Consider the following 20,382-nt stretch of genomic DNA (forward strand, 5'->3'; position numbering starts at 1 on the left):
CGCCCTCCGGGAGCGGTGAGACCACAGAAGGAAGTAGCAATGACACTGACCGCACCTGAGGCGGCGACCGGGACGTCGGGCGGGGCCATCGGCCGCATCGCCCGCGTCACCGGCCCCGTCGTTGACATCGAGTTCCCCCACGACGCGATCCCCGAGGTCTACAACGCGCTCTACACGCACGTCGAGGTCGAGGGCGTCTCGAGCAAGCTGACCTTCGAGGTCGCGCAGCACCTGGGCGACGACCTCGTCCGGGCCATCTCCCTGAACCCCACCGACGGACTCGTCCGCGGCCAGGAGGTCCACGACACCGGCCTGCCGATCTCGGTCCCGGTCGGCGACGTGACCAAGGGCAAGGTCTTCAACGTGATCGGTGAGGTGCTCAACGCCGACGCCGACGGGAAGATCAACGGAGAGTCGTTCGAGATCACCGAGCGCTGGCCCATCCACCGCAAGCCCCCGCAGTTCGACCAGCTCGAGTCCAAGACCGAGCTGTTCGAGACCGGCATCAAGGTCATCGACTTGCTCACTCCGTACGTGCAGGGCGGCAAGATCGGCCTGTTCGGCGGAGCGGGCGTCGGCAAGACCGTCCTCATCCAGGAGATGATCCAGCGCGTCGCGCAGGACCACGGTGGAGTGTCGGTGTTCGCCGGCGTCGGCGAGCGCACCCGTGAGGGCAACGACCTCATCGCCGAGATGGAGGAGGCGGGCGTCTTCGACAAGACCGCGCTCGTCTTCGGCCAGATGGACGAGCCGCCGGGAACGCGTCTGCGCGTCGCCCTGTCGGCACTGACCATGGCGGAGTACTTCCGCGATGTGCAGAAGCAGGACGTGCTGCTCTTCATCGACAACATCTTCCGCTTCACGCAGGCCGGCTCGGAGGTGTCGACCCTCCTGGGCCGCATGCCCTCCGCGGTGGGCTACCAGCCGAACCTCGCCGACGAGATGGGTGTGCTCCAGGAGCGCATCACCTCGACGCGCGGACACTCGATCACCTCGCTGCAGGCGATCTACGTCCCCGCCGACGACTACACGGACCCGGCGCCGGCAACCACCTTCGCCCACCTCGACGCGACCACCGAGCTCTCCCGCGAGATCGCGTCGAAGGGCCTCTACCCGGCCGTCGACCCGCTCACGTCCACCTCGCGCATCCTCGACCCCCGCTACCTGGGCGCCGACCACTACCGCGTGGCGACGAACGTGAAGCAGATCCTGCAGAAGAACAAGGAGCTGCAGGAGATCATCGCGATCCTCGGTGTCGACGAGCTGTCGGAGGAGGACAAGATCACGGTGTCGCGTGCGCGCCGGATCCAGCAGTTCCTCTCGCAGAACACCTACATGGCGAAGAAGTTCACGGGTGTCGAGGGCTCGACCGTCCCGCTGAAGGACACGATCGAGTCGTTCGACGCGATCACCAAGGGCGAGTTCGACCACGTGGCCGAGCAGGCGTTCTTCAACGTCGGCTCGATCTCGGACGTCGAGGAGAAGTGGACCCAGATCCAGAAGGAGAACGGCTGATCATGGCCGGGACCCTGAAGGTCAGCGTCGTGTCCGCGAACGCCGAGGTGTGGTCCGGAGAGGCGAAGCAGCTCACGGCTCGCACCGTCGAGGGCGAGATCGGCATCCTCGCCGGCCACGAGCCGATGCTCGCGATCCTCGCCACCGGCGAGGTGCGCGTCACGGCCCTGGACGGCACGCGTCTCACCGCGCAGGCCGACGACGGCTTCCTGTCCGTCGAGAACGACGTGGTGACCGTGGTCGCCCGTCAGGCATCGCTGGTCTAGTACACCGCCGCTCACCGCGGCACGGAGGGGCCGGACGATCATCGCGATCGTCCGGCCCCTTCGTCGTGCCGCCCGTCCCTCTTCTCCGAAGGAGTCCTGTGCACGTCCTGCTGCCACCGTCCGAGACGAAGCGCGACGGCGGCGACGAGCCGTTCGTGCTCGAGTCGCTCGCCTTCCCCGAGCTCCACCCGAAGCGGCGCGAGCTGGCGGAGGCGCTGATCGCGCTGGCCGGGGACCGCGAGCTCTCGGCCCGGGCGCTGAAGCTCGGTCCGCGTCAGCTCGGCGAGATCGATCGCAACGCGGCGCTCGCGACCGCGGCAGGCCTCCCCGCGGTCGACCGCTTCGACGGGGTGCTCTTCGATGCGCTCGACGCGCGCAGCCTCGATCCCGGTGCACGGGAGGTGCTCGGTCGGACGGCGATCGTGCAGTCCGCGCTCTGGGGGCCGATCCGCGCCCTCGACCTGATCCCTGCCTACCGTCTGTCCCACGACTCCCGCGTCCCGGGGAGGCCGCTCAAGCGCTGGTGGGCAGCGGAGGCCGGGCGGGTGCTGAGCGCGCTCGACGGGCTCGTCCTCGATCTGCGGAGCGAGGCGTACGCGGCGCTCGGACCGGTTCCCGCGGGCGAGGGGCGGTTCTTCGTCCGCGTCCGCTCGCGCGGGGCCGACGGCGCCCTCCGGTCGCTGAACCACTTCAACAAGCAGGGCAAGGGGCGCTTCGTCAGGGCGCTGGCGGAGGACCGGGTGGCGACGGAGTCACTCGGCGAGCTCTCGGCGTGGGCGGCCGGGCGCGGGTTCCTGCTCGCCGAGAACCGGCACACGGGAGAGCTCGACCTCGTCGTGCCGGAGTCGTAGGCGTCAGCGTCGGCGCCAGCAGCCGGTGAGGTGGTCGTCGACGACTCCGGCCGACTGCATCAGCGCGTACGCGGTGGTCGGTCCGACGAAGCGGAGCCCAGCGGCCTTCAGCGCTCGCGCGAGCGCCGTCGACCCGGGCGTCGTCGCAGGGACGTCGGCGGCTCGGACCACCCGGTCCTCGACGTCCGGATCGTGGAAGGACCACACGAGCTCGTCGAGCGCGCCCTCGCCTCTCTGCTCCAGGAGCGCGAGCACGGCCCGGGCGTTGTCCCGGGTGGCGATGATCTTCGCGCGGTTCCGGATGATGCCGCTGTCCTCCATCAGCCGCTCGACATCGGTGTCGTCGTACCGGGCGACCCGGGCCGGATCGAAGCCGTCGAAGGCCTCGCGGAACCTCGGCCGCTTGCGGAGGATCGTGATCCAGGAGAGGCCGGACTGGAACGCCTCGAGGGAGATCTTCTCGAACAGCGGGCGATCTCCGTGCAGCGGGGTGCCCCATTCCTCGTCGTGGTAGCGGCGGTACTCCGGATCCGCGCCGCTCCAGGCGCAGCGGACCAGGCCGTCCTCTCCCTCGACGAGTCCGTCGGCCGTGCTCATCGGTGGGGGATCCCCTCGTGATCGAGAAGCCAGGCTTTCGTGGCGACGCCCTCGCCCGCGCTGAAGCCGGTGATCCGTCCGTCGCTCGCGAGGACGCGGTGGCAGCCCACGATGATCGGCACCGGGTTCGCACCGACCGCTCCGCCGATGGGCCGGCCCGCCCGGGGGCGACCGGCGGCCGTGCCCAGTGCGCCGTAGGAGGTGATCTCCCCGAAGCCCAGAGCCTGGAGCCGCTGCCAGATCTCGAGCTGGAAGGGCGTGCCGCGCAGAGCGACCGGCAGATCGAAAGAGCGGCGGGTCCCGTCGAAGTACTCGTCCAGCTGCTCGACGGCCCGCAGGAGCACCGGGAGGTCCGACTCCGGGAGGTGCTCGTGCGGGAGCAGACCGGCCTGCTCGATGGCGAGCGAGACGATCGCATCGCCGTCGCTGCCCACCTCGATGCGGCCGAGGGGGCTCGTCGTCCGTCGGACGTGAAGGGGAGTCGTTCTCATGCGTCGAGAGTATCCGCGGGACTCCCCACCGACCGGCGGGAATCGGACGCCGGTGCAGAACTCGGCCGATCGGCCCCTGTGGAGGGATTCCTGGCCAGAGGGCGCCATCCGTGCGCCGGCGATTCGGTGTCGATGGGACCTATTCCTCCACAGGCGACGATCTCGAGATCCTTCCGATGATCCCGGAGGACCGTCGCTCCCGGCGGGTGCGGTGGTCGGCAGGATCGCAGCATGACCTCCTCAGCGCTCCTCCTCCGCCCCGCTCCCGCCTCGCGTGTCCCGGCCTCACCCGACGACGCCGCACTGTTCCATGCCGCTCACGGATCCCGGCGGGGTGCGGCGGAGGCGAGCCTCGTGCTCGTCCCGTTCCGGGCCGGCGCGCCGAGCGGCTCGCTCCGCTTCGAGCTGTCGGGGGCGGATCCGGCCCTGGTCGCGCGGGCCTGCCTCGGCGCGCTCGGGCGGTTCGGGCGGGTGCAGCGAGCACTCGCGCTGGTGCATCCCGGCGAGGCGGGTCCGGAGTCGTGCGAGGGACTCGTCGCCGCCCTCGAGGAGCGTGCGCGCCGGCTCCCCGGCCTCGCCCTCCGCGTCGCCGTGCTCCCGTCGTCCGGCCGCGACGACGGGCTCGAGGCCGGCGACCGGGACGACCCGCGAGCGGTGGCCGCCGCGGTCGACCGTCTCCTCGACCGCCACCCGCGGGCCGAACTGCCCGACGTGCTGTTGCACGGCGTCGACGACCTCGTCCGGCGAGCTCTCACCGGTCCCGATCCCGAGGTCCGGCCTGCGGGCCTGGCTGCGCTCGTCGTGGCCGTGCAGCGCAGCCGCGGTGCGGACCGCGTGCTGCGGTCGGCGCGGAGCGGTGACCCCGGCGCGGCGGGAGCGCTCGCCCCGCTGCTCCGCCGTGCCGCCGTCGTCGCACCCGCGAGCGAGCGAGCCGGAGTGCTCGTCCTCCTCGCGCGGATCCTGGCCGGTGAGGGCCGTGCCGACGAGGCCGGACGGCTCGCCGACGAGGCCGTCGCTCTCGATCCGCACCACGCAGGTGCGCGCCGAGTCGCGGCCGCACTCGCCGCCGATCGTCGGGAGCGCGCCGCGTGAGGGCGCTAGAGCCGCGACCAGGCCTCGGTGAGCACGCTCCGGAGGATCTGCTCGATCTCGTCGAACTCGCGCGGGCCGATGGTGAGCGGCGGCGCGAGCTGGACGACGGGATCGCCGCGGTCGTCCGCCCGGCAGTACAGCCCCGCGTCGAAGAGCCCCTTCGAGAGGAATCCGCGCAGCAGCCGCTCCGACTCGTCCTCGTCGAACGTCTCCTTCGTCGCCTTGTCCTTCACCAGCTCGATGCCGAAGAAGTAGCCGTCGCCCCGGACGTCGCCGACGATCGGCAGGTCGAGCAGCTTCTCGAGCGTGGACCGGAAGACGGGCGAGTTCTCTCGCACGCGCTCGTTCAAGCCCTCCTCCTCGAAGATGTCGAGGTTCTCGAGCGCGACCGCGGCCGAGACGGGGTGGCCGCCGAAGGTGTAGCCGTGCGGGAAGACGACCTGACCGTGGCGGAAGGGCTCGTAGATCCGATCGCTGACGATCGTCGCGCCGATGGGGGAGTAGCCGCTGGTCATCCCCTTCGCGCAGGTGATCATGTCCGGCACGTAGCCGTACTCGTCGCAGGCGAACATGTGCCCGATGCGGCCGAACGCGCAGATCACCTCATCGGACACCAGCAGCACGTCGTGCTTGTCGCAGATCTCGCGGACCCTCTGGAAGTACCCGGGAGGGGGCGGGAAGCAGCCGCCCGAGTTCTGCACGGGCTCCAGGAACACGGCGGCCACCGTGTCCGGCCCCTCGAACTCGATCATCTCCTCGATGCGGTTCGCCGCCCACAGGCCGAACGCCTCCAGGTCGTCGCCGTGCTCGGGAGCCCGGTAGAAGTTGGTGTTGGGGACACGGAAGCCGCCCGGCACCAGCGGTTCGAACATCGACTTCATCCCGGGGATGCCCGTGATCGCGAGCGCTCCCTGGGGAGTGCCGTGATACGCGACCGAGCGCGAGACGACCTTGTGCTTGCCCGGCTTGCCCTGCAGCTTCCAGTAGTGCTTGGCGAGCTTGAAAGCCGTCTCCACAGCCTCGCCGCCGCCGGTCGAGAAGAAGACCCGGTTCAGGTCGCCCGGCGCGTGGTCGGCGAGCCGGTCGGCCAGCTCGATCGCCGAGGGGGTCGCGTAGGACCAGAGCGGGAAGAAGGAGAGCTCGGACGCCTGCTTCGCCGCGGCCTCCGCCAGTCGGCGCCGCCCGTGTCCCGCATTGACGACGAAGAGGCCGGACAGGCCGTCGAAGTACTTGCGCCCGGTGCTGTCCCAGATGTGGTGTCCCTCGCCGCGAGTGATGATCGGCACGCCCGCGCCCGAGTCCATCGTCGACTGACGGGTGAAGTGCATCCAGAGGTGGTCCTTCGCCTTCTTCTGCAGGGAGGCGTCGTCGATCCCCCCTGGCGCGTCGGTCCCGCGGACGGGATCGCCCGACTCGAGGCCGGAGGTCGAGAAGGCTGTCTCGGTGGTCATCTTTTACCGCGTTCCCCAGTTGTAGAACTGCTTGTGGAGCTTCAGATAGACGAAGGTCTCGGTCGAGAGCACGCCGGGAAGCGACCGGATCTCCTGGTTGAGCAGGGCGATCAGATCGTCGTCGTTCTCGCACACGACCTCGGCGAGGATGTCGAAGGAGCCGGCTGTCAGCACGACGTAGTCGACGGCGGGGATGGAGGCGAGCCGGTCCGCGACGTCGCGGGTGTCGCCGGTGACGCGCACACCGATCATCGCCTGGCGGTAGAAGCCGAGCTGCATCGGATCCGTCACCGCGACGATCTGCATGACGCCCGACTCCGTGAGCTTCTGCACCCGCTGCCGGACGGCCGCCTCGCTCAGGCCCACGGCCTTGCCGATCTCGGCGTACGAGCGCCGACCGTCCGCCTGCAGCTGCTCGATGATCGCCTTCGACACCTCGTCGAGCTGGACAGGACGCTGAGAGGGTGGGCGAGACGGGGCCATGCGGCGATTCTGGCAGTCCACGGGGGCCCGGGCAAGTGGATCCGCACGTCGGAGCTCGCTCCGGCATCGGATCCGGTGGTCTAAGCGTGGTCCCGTCTGCGCGACGGACATCGGGCGACAGCGATGGCGGCCGGCTCGGCGGAGGGCCGTCAGCGACTACCATCGGGAGGCGGCCGGGCACCCCTGGAGCCGGCGGTCACGGGCCGTCGGACCGGACGGGCGCGGGCCACGGGGATGCGAGGAGCAGCGATGACGCAGATCGGCCGCAGCCGCGCGTCCGTCACCGTCCCCGTCTCCGCCTGGAGCTCCGACGCGCCCTCGGCCGAAGTGACCCTCGGCTGGGCCGCGCGCACCGAGACCGGCCACGTGCGCAGCGCGAACGAGGACAGCTACCTCGCCAAGAGCCCGCTCTTCGCTGTCGCCGACGGGATGGGCGGGCACGCGGCAGGAGAGGTCGCCAGCGACGCGGTCGTGTCGCGCCTGTCCACCGCGGCGCTCGGCGCGACCGTCGGAGCGGAGGAGATCGACCGGGCGCTTCGGGAGGCGGTCGGGGACATCGCCCGGCAGTCGCACACGGCCGACGTCGGCACCGGGACCACGGTCACCGGGATCGCGCTCACGGTGGTCGGGGGAGAGCCCTACTGGTCCGTCTTCAACATCGGCGACTCGCGCGTGTACCTGAGCGTCGCCGGGACCCTCGTGCAGCTCACCGTGGACCACTCCATCGTCCAGGAGCTGGTCGACGCGGGCCTGATCTCCCGCGACGAGGCCGACGTGCATCCGCACAGCAACGTGATCACCCGCGCGGTCGGCTTCCACGAGGCGCCCGTCCCCGACTACCGGCTCGTGCCCGTCCTCGCCGGATCGCGTCTGCTGATCTGCTCGGACGGACTCACGAAGGAGCTGACCGATGCCGGCGTCGGCCACCTGCTCAGCGGCACCGGCTCCGCTCAGGAGGCGGCCGACGCCCTGGTCGACGCCGCGCTGGACAACGGCGGGCGCGACAACGTCACCGTGATCGTCGTCGACGTCCTCGCGGTCACCGGCGACGAGGAGGCCGGCGCACCGGTCTGACGAGCAGAGCTCCGGCACGGGACGGCCGCGGTCGCGGTGCCGCCCGACCGCCCGCACGCGCCGAACGGCCTTACGACGGCCCTGCGCCTGCCGGTTCGCGTCGGGTTCGGCCGGCTCGAGGCTCCCCGCGCCGGCGCTGGGTACGATGGTGAGCGGAAGGGCGTTCTCGGTGATCTGCAGCACGTGTGGCTCCAACCTCGCTCCCGGGGCGATCCTCTGCGGCGAGTGCGGTTCGTCGGTGGCGGCGCATGCCACGACGGGTGCGTCCCGCCCCTCGTCCTCCGGCGACACGACGGTCCTCGACCCGTCCCGCCGTGCCTGGCTGCCGGGCCTGGCCCCCGGCCGGCACCGGCGTCCCGCCCCCGGCGCACCGATGGCGCCGCCCTCGCAGGGGCTCGTGCGCCTCAGCTTCGCGACCGGGCAGCACGCGATCGTGACCGGCAACGGCCTGATCGGACGCCAGCCGCTCCCGGACCCCAACGAGACGTTCCGGCACATCCTCGCGATCCCGGATCCGTCGCGATCCCTCTCCAAGACCCACCTCGAGTTCGGCTTCGACGAGGGCGGGCTCTGGGTCAGGGACCGCTGGTCGGCCAACGGGTCCGTGCTGGTCGCGCCGACCCAGGCGCCGCTCCCGCTCGAGGCCGGCCGCCGCTACCGTGCGAAGCTCGGCAGCCGGATCCTGCTCTCCTCGGTCGAGATGGCGGTCGAGCGCGTCGACGGGTCCGCCGGCGGCTCGGGACGCCCGCCCCTCACCCGCTGACGGCACGGCCTCCGGGGACCGAATCGGCGGTCGACACGGCCTCCGGGTGCGGAATTCGTGACGATCATGTTTCCGGATGAGCGTTCTCCTCCGTTCGCCGTGACAGGCGGATGAGCGCTGTGCCAGTATTTCCCCACGTTCGGCCCCCGAGGCACGAGCCCCGACGCAGTCAGGAGCCCCCGCCATGACCCGTCCCCTCCCGAGGGATCCCGTCCTCCGCCGGGCCGTCGCCGCGGCACGCTCGCACGAGCGCGAGCGCCGGGCGGTCCTCTCGCGTCGGGCGGTCCTCGGCGGGATCGGCCTCGGAGCGGGTGCCCTCGCCCTGGCCGCCTGCGCCCCGCAGACCCGTGCCGCTCCGACCGCCGCCGCCGACGGATCGGCCGGCGACCCGCGCCTGGTGTGGGACAACTGGCCCGCCTACATGGACGAGGACGACGACGGGAACCACCCCACGCTCCAGGGCTTCGAGGAGCAGACGGGCATCGCGGTGACCTACAACGTCGCCGTCGACGACAACAACTCCTACTACGGCAAGGTGAAGGACCAGCTCGCGCTCGGGCAGTACATCGGCGCCGACACGGTCTGCCTGACGGAGTGGATGGTCTCGCGCCTGGTCCGCCGCGGCTACGTGCAGGAGCTCGACCACGCGAACATCCCGAACATCGCCAACCTCACCCCCTCGCTGGCGAACCCCGACTTCGATCCGGGCCGCCGGCTCTCCCTCCCGTACCAGGCGGGGTTCTCGGGCATCTGCTGGAACAAGGAGAAGCTGCCGAAGGGCCTCTCGAGCATCGAGGAGCTGTGGGATCCGTCGCTCCGCGGCCGCGTCGGCGTGCTGAGCGAGATGCGCGACACGATCGGGCTCATCATGCTCGCTCAGGGGACGGACATCGCCGGCTCCTGGGGCGACGACGAGTACATGAACGCGATCGACGTCTTCCGCGAGCAGGTCGACGCCGGACAGATCCGCAACATCAAGGGGAACGCGTACCTCAACGACCTGCAGAACGAGGACACCCTCGCGGCGATCTGCTGGTCCGGCGACATCACCCTGATCAACGCCGAGGCCGGCGACAAGTGGGAGTTCGCCTTCCCCGACTCGGGCGGCGCACTCTGGAACGACACCTTCGTGGTCCCGATGGGCTCCGAGCGCAAGGCCAACGCCGAAGCCCTGATGAACTACTACTACGAGCCCGAGGTCGCCGCCGAGGTGGCCGCCTGGGTCAACTACATCACCCCCGTGGATGGAGCGAAGGACGTCATGGAGAGCATCGATCCGGAGCTGGCCGAGAACCAGCTGATCTTCCCCGACGAGGACACGCTCGCGCAGGCGCACGTGTTCCGGACCCTGACCGCCGCGGAGGAGAAGGAGTACCAGGCCGAGTTCCAGAAGGTGCTCCTGGGCATCTGATGGCGATCGGGACCTTCGCCGAGAGCGGCGCCGACCTCCAGCTGGTCGGGATCAGCAAGCAGTACCCGGGCTTCACGGCCATCGACTCCCTGGACCTCACCATCCCGGCGGGCTCCTTCTTCGCCCTGCTGGGCCCCTCGGGCTGCGGCAAGACGACGACGCTGCGCCTGGTCGCCGGGCTCGAGGAGCCCTCCGCCGGCCGGATCCTCATCGGCGGGCGGGACGTCACCGAGACGAAGACGTACCAGCGGCCCGTCAACACCGTGTTCCAGTCGTACGCGCTGTTCCCGCACATGTCGATCCTCGAGAACGTCGCCTTCGGCCTGAAGCGGCGGAGGATCGCCGACCCCGTCGGCAAGGCGCACGAGGCGCTCCGCCTGGTCGAGCTCGACCACCTCGCCCAGCGCCGCCCCGCGCAGCTCTCCGGTGGTCAGCAGCAGCGGGTCGCCCTCGCGCGCGCCCTCGTCAACCGGCCCGCCCTGCTCCTGCTCGACGAGCCGCTCGGCGCCCTCGACCTCAAGCTCCGCCGGCAGATGCAGCTGGAGCTCAAGTCGATCCAGGAGGAGGTGGGCCTCACCTTCCTCCACGTCACGCACGACCAGGAGGAAGCCATGACGATGGCCGACACCGTCGCGGTGATGAACAAGGGCAGGATCGAGCAGATGGGCGCGCCGGAGGAGCTCTACGAGCTCCCGCGCACCGCGTTCGTCGCGAACTTCCTCGGCCAGTCCAACCTCTTCACGGGCGAGGTGGTCGGCAGCACCGACCGCGCACTCACTGTCGACGCGGGCGGGCACCGGATCGTCGTGCCCGTCGCCCGCTGCGCCCGTACGAGCGGGGAGATCACGGTCGGCGTCCGCCCCGAGAAGCTCCTGCTGCTGACGCAGGAGCCGTCGGCGGACTCCGGCCGGAACGTGCTCGGGCCCGGCCGCGTGGTCGACGTCTCCTTCAGCGGGGTCAGCACCCAGTACACGATCCGGATGCCGGGCCTGGGCCCGGTGGTCGTCTTCGCGCAGAACATGGTCTTCGGGCCGGTCGTCGGCGAGGGAGCGGAGGTGTGGGTCGGCTTCAGCACCGAGCACGGCTTCGGACTCGCGGACGAACCGGGCTCGGTCCCGCGCTTCGAGGCGGACGACTCCACCAGCGCCATCGCCGTGCAGCGCCGGGGGCTCCTGGCCGGTCGCAGCGGGGGAGCGTAGGCATGGCCTTCGCCGCCTTCGCCACGGGGCAGGCGGATCCTCAGGACGCTCCGGTCCGCCGGCGGTCGACGATCGCGCTGGTCCTGCTGCTGCCGGGCATCGCCTACATGCTGCTGTTCTTCCTGGCGCCGCTGATCTCGCTCGTGCTCACGTCCTTCCAGGCCGAGGTGCCGGACGGGGACATCGGCGAGTACGCCCCCGGGTTCGCCTGGCAGAACTACCTCGTGGTGATGGGCGACTACTGGCCGCACGTGCTCCGCTCCTTCGGCTACGCGCTGATCGCGACGGTGCTCGCGCTGGTGATCAGCTACCCGCTGGCCTACTTCATCGGAGTGAAGGCGCGGCCCTGGCCGCTGCTGCAGAACCTGCTCCTCACGCTGGTGATCGCGCCCTTCTTCATCAGCTTCCTGCTCCGGACGCTGGCGTGGAAGCAGATCCTCGCGGACGAGAGCCCGCTCGTGCAGGCGCTCAAGGCCGTGGCGGTCCTGCCGAGCGACGGCCACCTCACGGGGACGCCGATCGCCGTGATCTTCGGCATCACCTACAACTTCATCCCGTTCATGACGCTGCCGCTGTACACGACGCTCGAGCGCCTCGACGTGCGCTTCCTGGAGGCAGGGTCGGATCTCTACGCGCACCCCGCCTCCGTGTTCTGGAGCGTGACGGTCCCCCTGTCGATGCCGGGCATCGTCTCGGGCACGCTGCTGACGTTCATCCCCGCGGCGGGCGACTACATCAACGCGAGCCGGGACTTCCTCGGCTCGTCGCAGACCTCGATGGTGGGCAACGCGATCGAGGCGAACTTCCTCACGCTCGAGAACTACCCGGCGGCCGCCGCGCTCTCGATCGTGCTGATGGCCGTGATCCTGGTCATCGTCGGCTTCTACGTGAAGCGCAGTGGAACGGAGGACCTCCTGTGACCGCGACGGCCGACCGTCCGCTCGCGAGCGCCCAGGAGGCGCTCGGCGCGCCGCCCCCCGCCCCGATCCGGGGCCGCCGCCGCTTCCGGGGCCTCGGGCTCGGCGTGTACACGGCGCTGGCGCTGCTCTTCCTGCTCATCCCTATCGGGTACACCTTCGTCTTCTCCTTCAACGACTCGGGGAAGAGCAACCTCGCCTGGCGCGGTTTCACCCTCGACAAGTGGGTGTCGGCCTGGACCAGTGAAGAGGTGATGACCGCCTTCGGGAACAGCCTGCTGGTCGGTGTGATCGCCACCGTGCTGGCCACTGCGCTCGGCACCATGATCGCCATCGCGCTCGTGCGGTTCCGCTTCCGGTTCCGGTCGGCGATCAGCCTGCTGCTGTTCCTCCCCATGGCGACTCCGGAGGTGGTGCTCGGAGCCGGCCTCGCCGCGCAGTTCCTCAGCGTGGGCGCCGAGAAGGGACTGGTCACGATCGTGCTGGCGCACACGATGTTCTGCATCAGCTTCGTCGTGGTCACCGTGAAGGCGCGGGTGGCGAGCCTGGATCCGAAGCTGGAAGAGGCGGGACGCGACCTCTACGCGTCGCCGAACCAGGTCTTCTGGCGGATCACCTTCCCGCTGCTGCTGCCCGGCATCCTCGCCGCGGCGCTGCTCTCGTTCGCGCTGAGCTTCGACGACTTCATCATCACGAACTTCAACTCCGGATCGGTCACCACGTTCCCGAAGTACATCTACATCGCGGCGGCGCGCGGCATCCCGGCGGAGGCGAACGTCATCGCGTCGGCGGTGTTCGTCCTGGCGATCCTCGTGGTGGTGATCACGCAGGTCTCCGCGGCGGCCCGGGCGAAGCGCCTCACGCGCGAGCAGTAGCTCAGGGTGTGCCGGGAGGTGCGGTCAGACGTAGGAGGCACGGATCGCGCCGACCGGGCGCCCGCCGCCCGACACGACCGGGTTCAGCCGCACCAGCACGTCGTTCGCCGCGGTCCGGTCCACCGCGTCCGCCTCGACCAGGAGCTTCAGCGCGACCACGGTCGCGGCGCGGAGGCTCCCGTCGAGGATCTTCAGGGCGACGGTGGTGCCGTCGGGCGAGGCCATCACGAGCACGCCCTCGGCGCCGAGCTTGGCGACCAGGCCCAGGCGCTCGATCACGACGGTGTTGTCCCGGCCCGGGCCGTCGATCGCCCACGCGTTCTCGAGGATCGCGGCCGTGAGGACGCCGGCCTGGCGGTAGAGGCCGAACGGTGAGGCGGGGGAGGAGGACACGATCCGCGAGACGCCCTTCGCCAGCGCGGTCAGAGGAAGGGCGTGCACGGGAGCTCCGCAGCCGTCGATCCCCGAGGCCACGACGCGCTCGCCGGTGAGGCGCTCGATCGTGTCGACGATGTGCTGCTGCAGCGGGTGCGTCCGCTCGAGGTAGTCCTCGGTGCTCCAGCCGTTCTGCACGCAGGCCAGCAGCATCGCCGCGTGCTTGCCCGAGCAGTTCATGTAGAGCGGGTCCGGAGTCGCGCCCGCCCGCAGCAGCTGAGCGCGGGTCCCGGAGTCGCCGGGCCAGTCGGCCGGGCACTGCAGGGCGGTGTGGTCCAGGCCGGCGCGGAAGAGCAGGTTCTGCACCAGCGCCACGTGCTGGGGGATGCCGGCGTGGCTCGCGGTGGCGATGACCGCCTCCGCGCCGTTCAGCTCGACTCCGGCGGTCATCACCGCGAGGGCCTGGAACGGCTTGAGGCAGGAGCGGGGGAAGACGGGAGCCGTCGGGGTGCCGAGGCTGCGGGCGACGCGGCCCTCGGAGTCGAGGAGGACGGCGGAGCCGGCGTGGCGCGACTCGACGAACCCGGATCGCTCGACGACGGCCAGCTCGACGGACTCGGCGACGGTGAAGGTTCCTGCTGGCATCCACCCATCCTGCCCGATGCGCCGACCGGTCCCGCGCTCCCGGAGACGCCGAAGGCCACCGGGGAGCGCCTCGGCGCCCGCGGTGGCCTTCGGAGGATCGCGCCTAGAGGGTGGCGAACGCGTCGGCGATGACCGACACGGCGTCGTCGAGCAGCTCGTCGGTGAGGGCGAGGCTCGGCAGGAAGCGGACCACGTTGCCGTAGGTGCCGGCGCTCAGCACGAGGACCCCGTGCTGGGCGGCGTAGTCGATGATCGCCTGGACCGCGACGGCGTTCGGCTCCTTCGTGGTGCCGGCGGTGCCGGGCTGCACGAGCTCCATCGCCATCATCGCGCCGATGCCGCGGACGTCGCCGATGATGTCGTAGCGCTCCTGCAGGCCTCGCAGCGCCGCGCCCAGGCGTGCGCCGATCCGGTCGGCCTCGGCGAGGAGGCCCTCGCGCTCGATGCGCTCGAAGACCGCGACGGCGGCGGCGGCGGCGACGGGGTTCCCGCCGAAGGTGCCGCCCAGTCCGCCGGCCTGCGCCGAGTCCATGATCTCGGCGCGACCCGTCACGCCCGCGAGCGGCAGGCCGCCGGCGATGCCCTTGGCCGAGAGGACGAGGTCGGGGACGAGGCCGAGGTGCTCGCTGGCGAACCAGGCGCCGGTGCGGGCCATGCCCGACTGGATCTCGTCGGCGACGAAGACGATGCCGTTGGCCGTGCACCACTCCTGCAGTGCCGGGAGGAAGCCGTCGGCGGGGACCATGAAGCCGCCCTCGCCCTGGATGGGCTCGGCGACGAGGCAGGCCAGGGCGGACGCGCCGACGGTCTTCTCGAGGTACGAGATCGCGCGCTGGGCGGCCTCGGCTCCAGACAGGCCGTCGTGGTACGGGTACGAGCTCGGCGCACGGTGGACGTCGCTGGCGAAGGGTCCGAAGCCCAGGCCGTAGGGCAGCGCCTTGAAGTTCATGGCCATCGTGAGGTTCGTGCGTCCGTGGTACGCGTGGTCGAGCACCGCGACGCCGGGGCGGCCGGTGTGCTTGCGCGCGATCTTGACGGCGTTCTCGACCGCCTCGGCACCGGAGTTGACCAGGACGGTCTTCTTGGCGAAGTCGCCGGGGGTGTGCTGGGCCAGCAGCTCCGCGACGCGGATGTAGGGCTCGTACGGAGTGACGGTGAAGAGGGTGTGCGTGAGGCGCGCGAGCTGCTCCGCGGCGGCCGCGACGACGGAGTCGTCGGTGTGCCCGATCGTCGTGACGCCGATGCCGGCGCCGAGGTCGATGAAGCTGTTGCCGTCGACGTCGACCAGGATCGCGCCGTGCGCGCGGTCGATGTAGACGGGGAGCGCGGTGCCGACGCCGGTGGGCACGACGGCGAGGCGGCGCTCGTGCAGGGCCCGGGATCGCGGCCCGGGGATCTTGGTCGCGACGCGCCGCTCCTGGGGGACTGCGGACGTGGGAACCTGGGGGGCGAGCGTGTCTGTCATGGTCCTCGGAGTCTACCCGCGGGGGTTCCGCGTCCAGAGGTCCAGACCGGCGCGACCGGCCTAATCCACCGCCGTCGAGGAGGAGCCCGATGAAGTCCGAGCACGAGTACGCGGTGTCCGTCGTCTGGGAGGGCGACCGGGGCACCGGCACGAGCGGCTACCGCGAGTACGGGCGCCAGCTGACCGTCACGGCGGAGGGCCCGGCGCCCATCCTCGCCTCGGCCGACACGCCCTTCCGGGGTGACGCCGACCGCTGGAACCCGGAGCAGCTGCTCCTCGCGGCGCTCGCGCAGTGCCACCTCCTCTCCTACCTGCACGTGGCGGTCAAGAACGGAGTCGTCGTCACCGGCTACACGGACGACGCGGTGGGCTCGATGCTGCAGGAGGGGGAGAGCGGCCGCTTCACCTCGGTGACCCTCCGGCCCCGCGTCACTGTCGCCGAGGAGTCGATGGTGGCGATCGCCCAGACGCTGCACGCCGAGGCCTCCCGGCTCTGCTTCATCGCCAACTCGGTGAACTTCCCCGTCTCCCACGAGCCGGAGGCGTCCGCGCGCTGAGGCTCAGCGGCGCTCGTGCGGGAGCGCCCGGCGGATGCGCTCGACCGTGGTCGTCGGCGGCGACTCGTTGTACGCACCGGCGAGCTCCTGCCCGGAGAGCGCGTGGACGGCCGCCATCACCTCGTCGGTGGCGTGGCGTCGGACGCGGCCGGAGTCGGCGGAGCCGTGCCGCGAGAGGTCCAGCGGAGCCCCGAAGCGGACCGTGATCCGGTGCAGGCGCGGCACCCTCGTGCCCACCGGCTGGAGCTCCTGCGTGCCGATCATGCCGACGGGGACCACCGGCGCGCCCGTGGTGAGGGCGAGCCACGCCACTCCGGTGCGGCCTTTGTAGAGGCGCCCGTCGCGGGAGCGGGTGCCCTCGGGGTAGACGGCGAACGCCTCGTCCCGCTCGAGGATCGCCCGGCCGAGGTCCAGCGCCTCCTGAGCGGCCTGGCCGGCGCCGCGCTCGACCGCGACGGCTCCGACGCTCGTGAAGAAGGCGCGCGAGAGGGCGCCCCGCACGCCGGTCCCCGTGAAGTAGTCCGACTTGGCCAGGAACTGCACCGGCCGCGGGGCGAGCAGCGTCAGCACCGGGGAGTCGATGAACGAGAGGTGGTTGGCCGCCAGGATCACGCGTCCCTCGGCCGGGACGTTGTCGCGCCCCTCCACGATCGGCCGGTAGACCAGCCGGCCGACGCCGCCGATGGACAGGCGCGCCAGACGCGCGGAGAGGCCGATCCCCGGGGGAGTCGGCCTCTCGTGGTCGTCGTCGATCCGCATTCCGACGAAGCTACCGGGGCGTCCATGCCGCTCCGGTCATGCGGCGGATCAGCCGAACTGGGCGAGCGCCTCCTCGATGACCGTCGCGGCGTCGTCGATGAGCTCCTCGCTGATGACCACGCTCGGCATGATCCGCAGCACGCTGTCCCAGCTGCCCGCGTCGAGGACGATCACGCCGTTCGTGGTGGCGTGCTTCAGGATCGCGGTGAGCGCCTCCGGGTACTGCTTCTTCGTGCCCGGGTGGACGAGCTCGACGCCCCACATCGCGCCCTTGCCGCGGACCTCGCCCACGACCGCGAAGCGCTCGGCCCAGTCGCCGATCCGCGCCTGCAGCAGGCGCTCGACCCGCTGCGCCTCCTCCAGCAGGCCCTCGGACTCGATCGCCTCGAACGTCGCGAGCGCCGCGGCGGTGGAGACGGGGTTGCCGCCGAACGTGCCGCCGATGCCGCCTGGCTGCACGGCGTCCATGATCTCGGCGCGGCCGGTGACGGCGGCGAGCGGGAAGCCGCCGGCGATGCCCTTGGCCGTCGTGATGAGGTCCGGGACCACGCCGTGGTGCTCGATGGAGTACCAGGTGCCGGTGCGGGCGATGCCGGCCTGGATCTCGTCCGCGACGAAGACGATGCCGTTCTCGGTGCAGAACTCGGACAGGCGGCGGAAGTAGCCCGGCGCCGGGATGATGATGCCGCCGTCGCCCTGGATCGGCTCGACGAAGAGCGCGGCCAGCTCCTGCGCGCCGATGTGGGTGGTGATGTAGTCGATGGTGCGCTCGGCCGCCTCCTCGCCCGTCATGCCCTCGGGGTCGCGGAACGGGTAGCTGATCGGGAGGCTGTAGATCTCTCCCGGGAAGGGGCCCATGCCCGCGCGCTCCGGCCAGGGGCGGTAGGTCATCGCCATCGTGAGGTTGGTGCGGCCGTGGAAGGCGTGGTCGAGCGTCGCGATGGCGCGGCGGCCGGTGAACTTCCGCGCGATCTTGACGGCGTTCTCGACCGCCTCCGCGCCGGAGTTGACCAGGATCGAGTGCTTCTCGAAGTCCCCGGGGGTGATCTCGGCGAGCTTCTCGGCGACCCGGACGTAGTTCTCGTACGGAGTGACGGTGAAGAGGGTGTGCGTCAGCTTCTCGGCCTGCGCGGCGGCCGCCGCGGCGACCGCGGGGTGCGCGTGGCCGATGGTGGTCACTCCGATGCCGCAGCCGAGGTCGATCAGGCGGTTGCCGTCGACGTCGACCAGGACCGCGCCCGACGCGTGGTCCATGTAGATGTTCGCGAGCGTCCCGGCGCCGCGGGAGACGCTGGCGACGCGGCGCTCCTGGAGGGCGACGGAGCGCGGGCCGGGGAGCTCGGTGACGAGCTCTCGGGACTGGGGGACCGAGAATTCACGCATTCCCCGATGGTAGGCCTGGGACCGTTCGAGGACCCGCACCCAGCGCGTTGCGAGGCGCGCCGTGCAGGATGGAGCCGATCCCCAAACGTCCACCGGCCGCCGCCGGTCACGAAAGGTGCCCCTGTGCGCAGAACCCTCGCGATCCTCGCCGTCCTCGGCGCCTCCCTGAGCCTGGCGGCCTGCACCCCCGGGGAGCCGGATGCAGCGCCGTCCGCCTCCGCCACCCCGCTCGGCTGCGCGACCGAGGGCGAGGCGACCGCCGCGGTGCAGACCAGCGGCGACTTCGCCACCAAGCCGGTCACCGTGTTCCCCAGCCCGGTCAGCGTGGACGCCACCGAGCGCTCCGTCGCGATCGAGGGCACCGGCGAGGAGGTCGCCGAGGGCGACACCGTGCTGGTCGACTACACGCTCTACAACGGGACGAGCGGTGCCGAGTTCTCGGCGAGCAGCTACGCGTCCGGTGGCCGCGCGGCCTTCGAGGTCGACACCGACCAGTACCTCGCCGGCCTCGTGAAGGCCGTCAACTGCGCGACCGTCGGCTCGCGCGTCGTCGCCGTCGTTCCCCCGGCCGACGCGTTCGGCGACGCCGGGCAGAGCCAGTTCGGCATCGCCGCGACCGACTCGATCGTCATGGTGATCGACGTCGAGCAGATCGTGCCGACCGCCGCCGACGGCGAGCCGCAGCCCCCGGTCGACGGCCTGCCGACGGTGGCGCTCGCCGAGGACGGGGCGCCCACCGTCACCATCCCCTCGACCGACCCGCCCGCCGACCTGCAGCTCGCCGTCCTCAAGAAGGGGAGCGGCGCGACCGTGGCCGACGGCGACCAGCTGATCGTGCAGTACCAGGGCGTGGTCTGGGGCACCGGCGAGGTGTTCGACCAGAGCTGGGGGAAGCCCGCTCCCGCCGCCTTCGGCACCGGCGACGTGATCGAGGGCTTCAAGGAGGCCGTGGTAGGCCAGACCGTCGGCTCGCAGGTGCTGGTCACCATCCCGCCGTCGAAGGGCTACGGCGACCAGGGCAACCAGAACGCGGGGATCAGCGGGACCGACACCCTCGTCTTCGTGGTCGACATCCTCGCCATCAGCTGACCGGGAGGCGCTGGGCGCTCCGTGCCAGGATGGGCGGATGCGCAGGGTCATCATCCTCGGCTCGACCGGGTCCATCGGCACGCAGGCTCTCGACGTCATCGGCGCGAACCGCGAGCGGTTCGAGGTCGTCGGCCTCGCCGCCGGCTCGAACCGGACGGCGGTCGACGAGCAGGCGTCCGCGTTCGGCGTCGAGCACACGGCGTTCGGCGCGGAGGAGGCCGAGCAGCTGATCCGCTCGGTCGACGCGGACGTCGTGCTGAACGGGATCACCGGCTCGGTGGGGCTCGGCCCGACGCTCGCGGCGCTCGAGGAGGGCAGGACGCTCGCCCTCGCCAACAAGGAGTCGCTGATCGTCGGCGGCGAGCTCGTCACCTCGCTCGCCGGTCCCGGCCAGATCGTGCCGGTCGACTCCGAGCACTCCGCGATCGCCCAGGCCCTCCTCGCGGGCGAGCACCGCGAGGTCCGCCGCCTCGTGCTGACCGCGTCCGGCGGGCCGTTCCGGGGACGCGACCGCGCCTCCCTCCGCGACGTCACTCCGGCGCAGGCGCTCGCACACCCGACCTGGGACATGGGCCTGGTCGTCACGACCAACTCCTCCACTCTGGTCAACAAGGGGCTCGAGGTGATCGAGGCGCACCTGCTCTTCGACGTCCCCTACGACCGGATCGACGTCACCGTGCACCCGCAGTCGGTGATCCACTCGATGGTCGAGTACGTCGACGGCTCGACGATCGCCCAGGCCTCGCCGCCGGACATGCGGCTCCCGATCTCGCTCGGCCTCGACTGGCCGCACCGCGTCGCCGGGGTCGGCGTCCCGCTCGACTGGACCCGCTCCCACTCCTGGACGTTCGAGCCGCTGGACGAGGAGGCGTTCCCCTCGGTCCGGCTCGCGAAGCGCGTCGGGGAGGCGGGCGCCTCCTACCCGGCCGTGTTCAACGCGGCGAACGAGCAGGCCGTGCAGGCGTTCCACGCGGGGCGGATCGGCTACCTCGACATCCTCGAGACGGTGGAGGCGGTGGTCGACGCGCACAGCGTCGACGGCTCGCTGACCCGCGAGTCGCTGGCCGCGGCGGAGGAGTGGGCGCGCCGCACGGCGGACGAGCGGATCGCCGGAGTCTGACCAG

Annotated in this window: 21 protein-coding genes; 13 read left to right on the forward strand and 8 right to left on the reverse strand. The window is 71.3% G+C overall.

Annotated features, from left to right (window positions below; genetic code table 11):
• Window positions 1–39 precede the first annotated feature (39 nt).
• From atpD to C5D36_RS01100, 3 genes are all read left to right on the forward strand, one after another.
• Entirely contained in the window at window positions 40–1,515 is a 1,476-nt protein-coding gene (atpD, locus tag C5D36_RS01090) for a F0F1 ATP synthase subunit beta (protein ID WP_104223025.1), read from the forward strand.
• Window positions 1,516–1,517: 2 nt separating this feature from the next.
• Window positions 1,518–1,781, forward strand: a complete 264-nt coding sequence (locus C5D36_RS01095; RefSeq protein WP_104223026.1) for a F0F1 ATP synthase subunit epsilon — start codon at window positions 1,518–1,520, stop codon at window positions 1,779–1,781.
• 98 nt (window positions 1,782–1,879) lie between these two features.
• Complete coding sequence (locus tag C5D36_RS01100) at window positions 1,880–2,632, forward strand: YaaA family protein (RefSeq protein WP_104232700.1); 753 nt, start codon at window positions 1,880–1,882, stop codon at window positions 2,630–2,632.
• 3 nt (window positions 2,633–2,635) lie between these two features.
• Here the strand turns inward: C5D36_RS01100 and C5D36_RS01105 are convergent, their stop codons facing one another.
• Together C5D36_RS01105 and C5D36_RS01110 are read right to left on the reverse strand one after the other, a co-directional pair.
• On the reverse strand, window positions 2,636–3,229 hold the full coding sequence (locus tag C5D36_RS01105; RefSeq protein ID WP_104260210.1) for a DNA-3-methyladenine glycosylase I: 594 nt from the start codon (window positions 3,227–3,229) through the stop codon (window positions 2,636–2,638).
• Entirely contained in the window at window positions 3,226–3,720 is a 495-nt protein-coding gene (locus tag C5D36_RS01110) for a methylated-DNA--[protein]-cysteine S-methyltransferase (RefSeq protein ID WP_104223029.1), read from the reverse strand. The genes C5D36_RS01105 and C5D36_RS01110 overlap by 4 nt, the downstream gene beginning before the upstream one ends.
• Window positions 3,721–3,951: 231 nt before the next feature.
• Between C5D36_RS01110 and C5D36_RS01115 the strand changes: the two genes are divergently transcribed.
• Entirely contained in the window at window positions 3,952–4,812 is an 861-nt protein-coding gene (locus C5D36_RS01115; RefSeq protein ID WP_104295002.1) for a hypothetical protein, read from the forward strand.
• 5 nt (window positions 4,813–4,817) lie between these two features.
• Here the strand turns inward: C5D36_RS01115 and C5D36_RS01120 are convergent, their stop codons facing one another.
• Window positions 4,818–6,263, reverse strand: coding sequence for an aspartate aminotransferase family protein (locus C5D36_RS01120; RefSeq protein ID WP_104223031.1), 1,446 nt, complete (start codon window positions 6,261–6,263; stop codon window positions 4,818–4,820).
• 3 nt (window positions 6,264–6,266) lie between these two features.
• The gene (locus C5D36_RS01125; RefSeq protein ID WP_104223032.1) at window positions 6,267–6,746 is read right to left on the reverse strand and encodes an Lrp/AsnC family transcriptional regulator; all 480 of its coding nucleotides are present in this window, start codon (window positions 6,744–6,746) and stop codon (window positions 6,267–6,269) included.
• Between the two features lie 249 nt (window positions 6,747–6,995).
• On the opposite strand from C5D36_RS01125, the gene C5D36_RS01130 reads away from it, so the two are divergent.
• From C5D36_RS01130 to C5D36_RS01155, 6 genes are all read left to right on the forward strand, one after another.
• Entirely contained in the window at window positions 6,996–7,820 is an 825-nt protein-coding gene (locus C5D36_RS01130; protein WP_104225583.1) for a PP2C family serine/threonine-protein phosphatase, read from the forward strand.
• 238 nt (window positions 7,821–8,058) lie between these two features.
• On the forward strand, window positions 8,059–8,583 hold the full coding sequence (locus C5D36_RS01135; protein ID WP_104223034.1) for a hypothetical protein: 525 nt from the start codon (window positions 8,059–8,061) through the stop codon (window positions 8,581–8,583).
• Window positions 8,584–8,767: 184 nt separating this feature from the next.
• Window positions 8,768–9,994 carry a PotD/PotF family extracellular solute-binding protein gene (locus tag C5D36_RS01140; RefSeq protein WP_104295003.1) on the forward strand — a complete coding sequence of 409 codons (1,227 nt, stop codon included), beginning with the start codon at window positions 8,768–8,770 and terminating at the stop codon, window positions 9,992–9,994.
• On the forward strand, window positions 9,994–11,193 hold the full coding sequence (locus C5D36_RS01145) for an ABC transporter ATP-binding protein (protein WP_104225585.1): 1,200 nt from the start codon (window positions 9,994–9,996) through the stop codon (window positions 11,191–11,193). The genes C5D36_RS01140 and C5D36_RS01145 overlap by 1 nt, the downstream gene beginning before the upstream one ends.
• 2 nt (window positions 11,194–11,195) lie before the next feature.
• Window positions 11,196–12,113, forward strand: coding sequence for an ABC transporter permease (locus C5D36_RS01150; protein WP_104223037.1), 918 nt, complete (start codon window positions 11,196–11,198; stop codon window positions 12,111–12,113).
• Between the two features lie 104 nt (window positions 12,114–12,217).
• Window positions 12,218–12,985: an ABC transporter permease gene (locus C5D36_RS01155; RefSeq protein ID WP_374953765.1), complete on the forward strand. Its 768-nt coding sequence runs from the start codon at window positions 12,218–12,220 to the stop codon at window positions 12,983–12,985.
• Window positions 12,986–13,009: 24 nt separating this feature from the next.
• Here C5D36_RS01155 and C5D36_RS01160 read toward each other — a convergent pair whose 3' ends face one another.
• Both C5D36_RS01160 and gabT read right to left on the reverse strand, forming a co-directional pair.
• Window positions 13,010–14,005 (reverse strand): asparaginase, encoded by a 996-nt coding sequence (locus C5D36_RS01160; protein ID WP_104223039.1) that lies wholly within the window; start codon window positions 14,003–14,005, stop codon window positions 13,010–13,012.
• 103 nt (window positions 14,006–14,108) lie between these two features.
• Complete coding sequence (gene gabT, locus C5D36_RS01165; protein ID WP_104295004.1) at window positions 14,109–15,470, reverse strand: 4-aminobutyrate--2-oxoglutarate transaminase; 1,362 nt, start codon at window positions 15,468–15,470, stop codon at window positions 14,109–14,111.
• A gap of 89 nt (window positions 15,471–15,559) precedes the next feature.
• Here gabT and C5D36_RS01170 point away from each other — a divergent pair, with 89 nt between their 5' ends.
• Window positions 15,560–16,027 (forward strand): OsmC family protein, encoded by a 468-nt coding sequence (locus C5D36_RS01170; RefSeq protein WP_104232692.1) that lies wholly within the window; start codon window positions 15,560–15,562, stop codon window positions 16,025–16,027.
• 3 nt (window positions 16,028–16,030) lie between these two features.
• On the opposite strand, the gene C5D36_RS01175 is transcribed toward C5D36_RS01170, so the two are convergent.
• Complete coding sequence (locus tag C5D36_RS01175; RefSeq protein ID WP_104295005.1) at window positions 16,031–16,786, reverse strand: 1-acyl-sn-glycerol-3-phosphate acyltransferase; 756 nt, start codon at window positions 16,784–16,786, stop codon at window positions 16,031–16,033.
• Between the two features lie 48 nt (window positions 16,787–16,834).
• A complete protein-coding gene (locus C5D36_RS01180; RefSeq protein WP_104223043.1) occupies window positions 16,835–18,169 on the reverse strand; it encodes an aminotransferase class III-fold pyridoxal phosphate-dependent enzyme in 1,335 nt (444 codons plus the stop codon).
• A 123-nt stretch (window positions 18,170–18,292) separates the two neighbouring features.
• Here C5D36_RS01180 and C5D36_RS01185 point away from each other — a divergent pair, with 123 nt between their 5' ends.
• Together C5D36_RS01185 and dxr are read left to right on the forward strand one after the other, a co-directional pair.
• A complete protein-coding gene (locus tag C5D36_RS01185) occupies window positions 18,293–19,258 on the forward strand; it encodes an FKBP-type peptidyl-prolyl cis-trans isomerase (RefSeq protein ID WP_159939270.1) in 966 nt (321 codons plus the stop codon).
• Between the two features lie 37 nt (window positions 19,259–19,295).
• Complete coding sequence (gene dxr / locus C5D36_RS01190; protein WP_104295007.1) at window positions 19,296–20,378, forward strand: 1-deoxy-D-xylulose-5-phosphate reductoisomerase; 1,083 nt, start codon at window positions 19,296–19,298, stop codon at window positions 20,376–20,378.
• The last annotated feature ends 4 nt before the right edge of the window (window positions 20,379–20,382 follow it).

It is taken from the genome of Rathayibacter sp. AY1C6 (assembly GCF_002931535.1).
Lineage (GTDB): Bacteria > Actinomycetota > Actinomycetes > Actinomycetales > Microbacteriaceae > Rathayibacter.

What these genes read in the sequence shown, in the direction of transcription:
- atpD (WP_104223025.1), top strand. Translation starts at nt 40, where the DNA reads ATGACACTGACCGCACCTGAGGCGGCGACCGGGACGTCGGGCGGGGCC.
- C5D36_RS01095 (WP_104223026.1), top strand. Translation starts at nt 1,518, where the DNA reads ATGGCCGGGACCCTGAAGGTCAGCGTCGTGTCCGCGAACGCCGAGGTG.
- C5D36_RS01105 (WP_104260210.1), bottom strand. Translation starts at nt 3,229, where the DNA reads ATGAGCACGGCCGACGGACTCGTCGAGGGAGAGGACGGCCTGGTCCGC.
- C5D36_RS01110 (WP_104223029.1), bottom strand. Translation starts at nt 3,720, where the DNA reads ATGAGAACGACTCCCCTTCACGTCCGACGGACGACGAGCCCCCTCGGC.
- C5D36_RS01115 (WP_104295002.1), top strand. Translation starts at nt 3,952, where the DNA reads ATGACCTCCTCAGCGCTCCTCCTCCGCCCCGCTCCCGCCTCGCGTGTC.
- C5D36_RS01120 (WP_104223031.1), bottom strand. Translation starts at nt 6,263, where the DNA reads ATGACCACCGAGACAGCCTTCTCGACCTCCGGCCTCGAGTCGGGCGAT.
- C5D36_RS01125 (WP_104223032.1), bottom strand. Translation starts at nt 6,746, where the DNA reads ATGGCCCCGTCTCGCCCACCCTCTCAGCGTCCTGTCCAGCTCGACGAG.
- C5D36_RS01130 (WP_104225583.1), top strand. Translation starts at nt 6,996, where the DNA reads ATGACGCAGATCGGCCGCAGCCGCGCGTCCGTCACCGTCCCCGTCTCC.
- C5D36_RS01140 (WP_104295003.1), top strand. Translation starts at nt 8,768, where the DNA reads ATGACCCGTCCCCTCCCGAGGGATCCCGTCCTCCGCCGGGCCGTCGCC.
- C5D36_RS01145 (WP_104225585.1), top strand. Translation starts at nt 9,994, where the DNA reads ATGGCGATCGGGACCTTCGCCGAGAGCGGCGCCGACCTCCAGCTGGTC.
- C5D36_RS01150 (WP_104223037.1), top strand. Translation starts at nt 11,196, where the DNA reads ATGGCCTTCGCCGCCTTCGCCACGGGGCAGGCGGATCCTCAGGACGCT.
- C5D36_RS01160 (WP_104223039.1), bottom strand. Translation starts at nt 14,005, where the DNA reads ATGCCAGCAGGAACCTTCACCGTCGCCGAGTCCGTCGAGCTGGCCGTC.
- gabT (WP_104295004.1), bottom strand. Translation starts at nt 15,470, where the DNA reads ATGACAGACACGCTCGCCCCCCAGGTTCCCACGTCCGCAGTCCCCCAG.
- C5D36_RS01170 (WP_104232692.1), top strand. Translation starts at nt 15,560, where the DNA reads ATGAAGTCCGAGCACGAGTACGCGGTGTCCGTCGTCTGGGAGGGCGAC.
- C5D36_RS01175 (WP_104295005.1), bottom strand. Translation starts at nt 16,786, where the DNA reads ATGCGGATCGACGACGACCACGAGAGGCCGACTCCCCCGGGGATCGGC.
- C5D36_RS01180 (WP_104223043.1), bottom strand. Translation starts at nt 18,169, where the DNA reads ATGCGTGAATTCTCGGTCCCCCAGTCCCGAGAGCTCGTCACCGAGCTC.
- dxr (WP_104295007.1), top strand. Translation starts at nt 19,296, where the DNA reads ATGCGCAGGGTCATCATCCTCGGCTCGACCGGGTCCATCGGCACGCAG.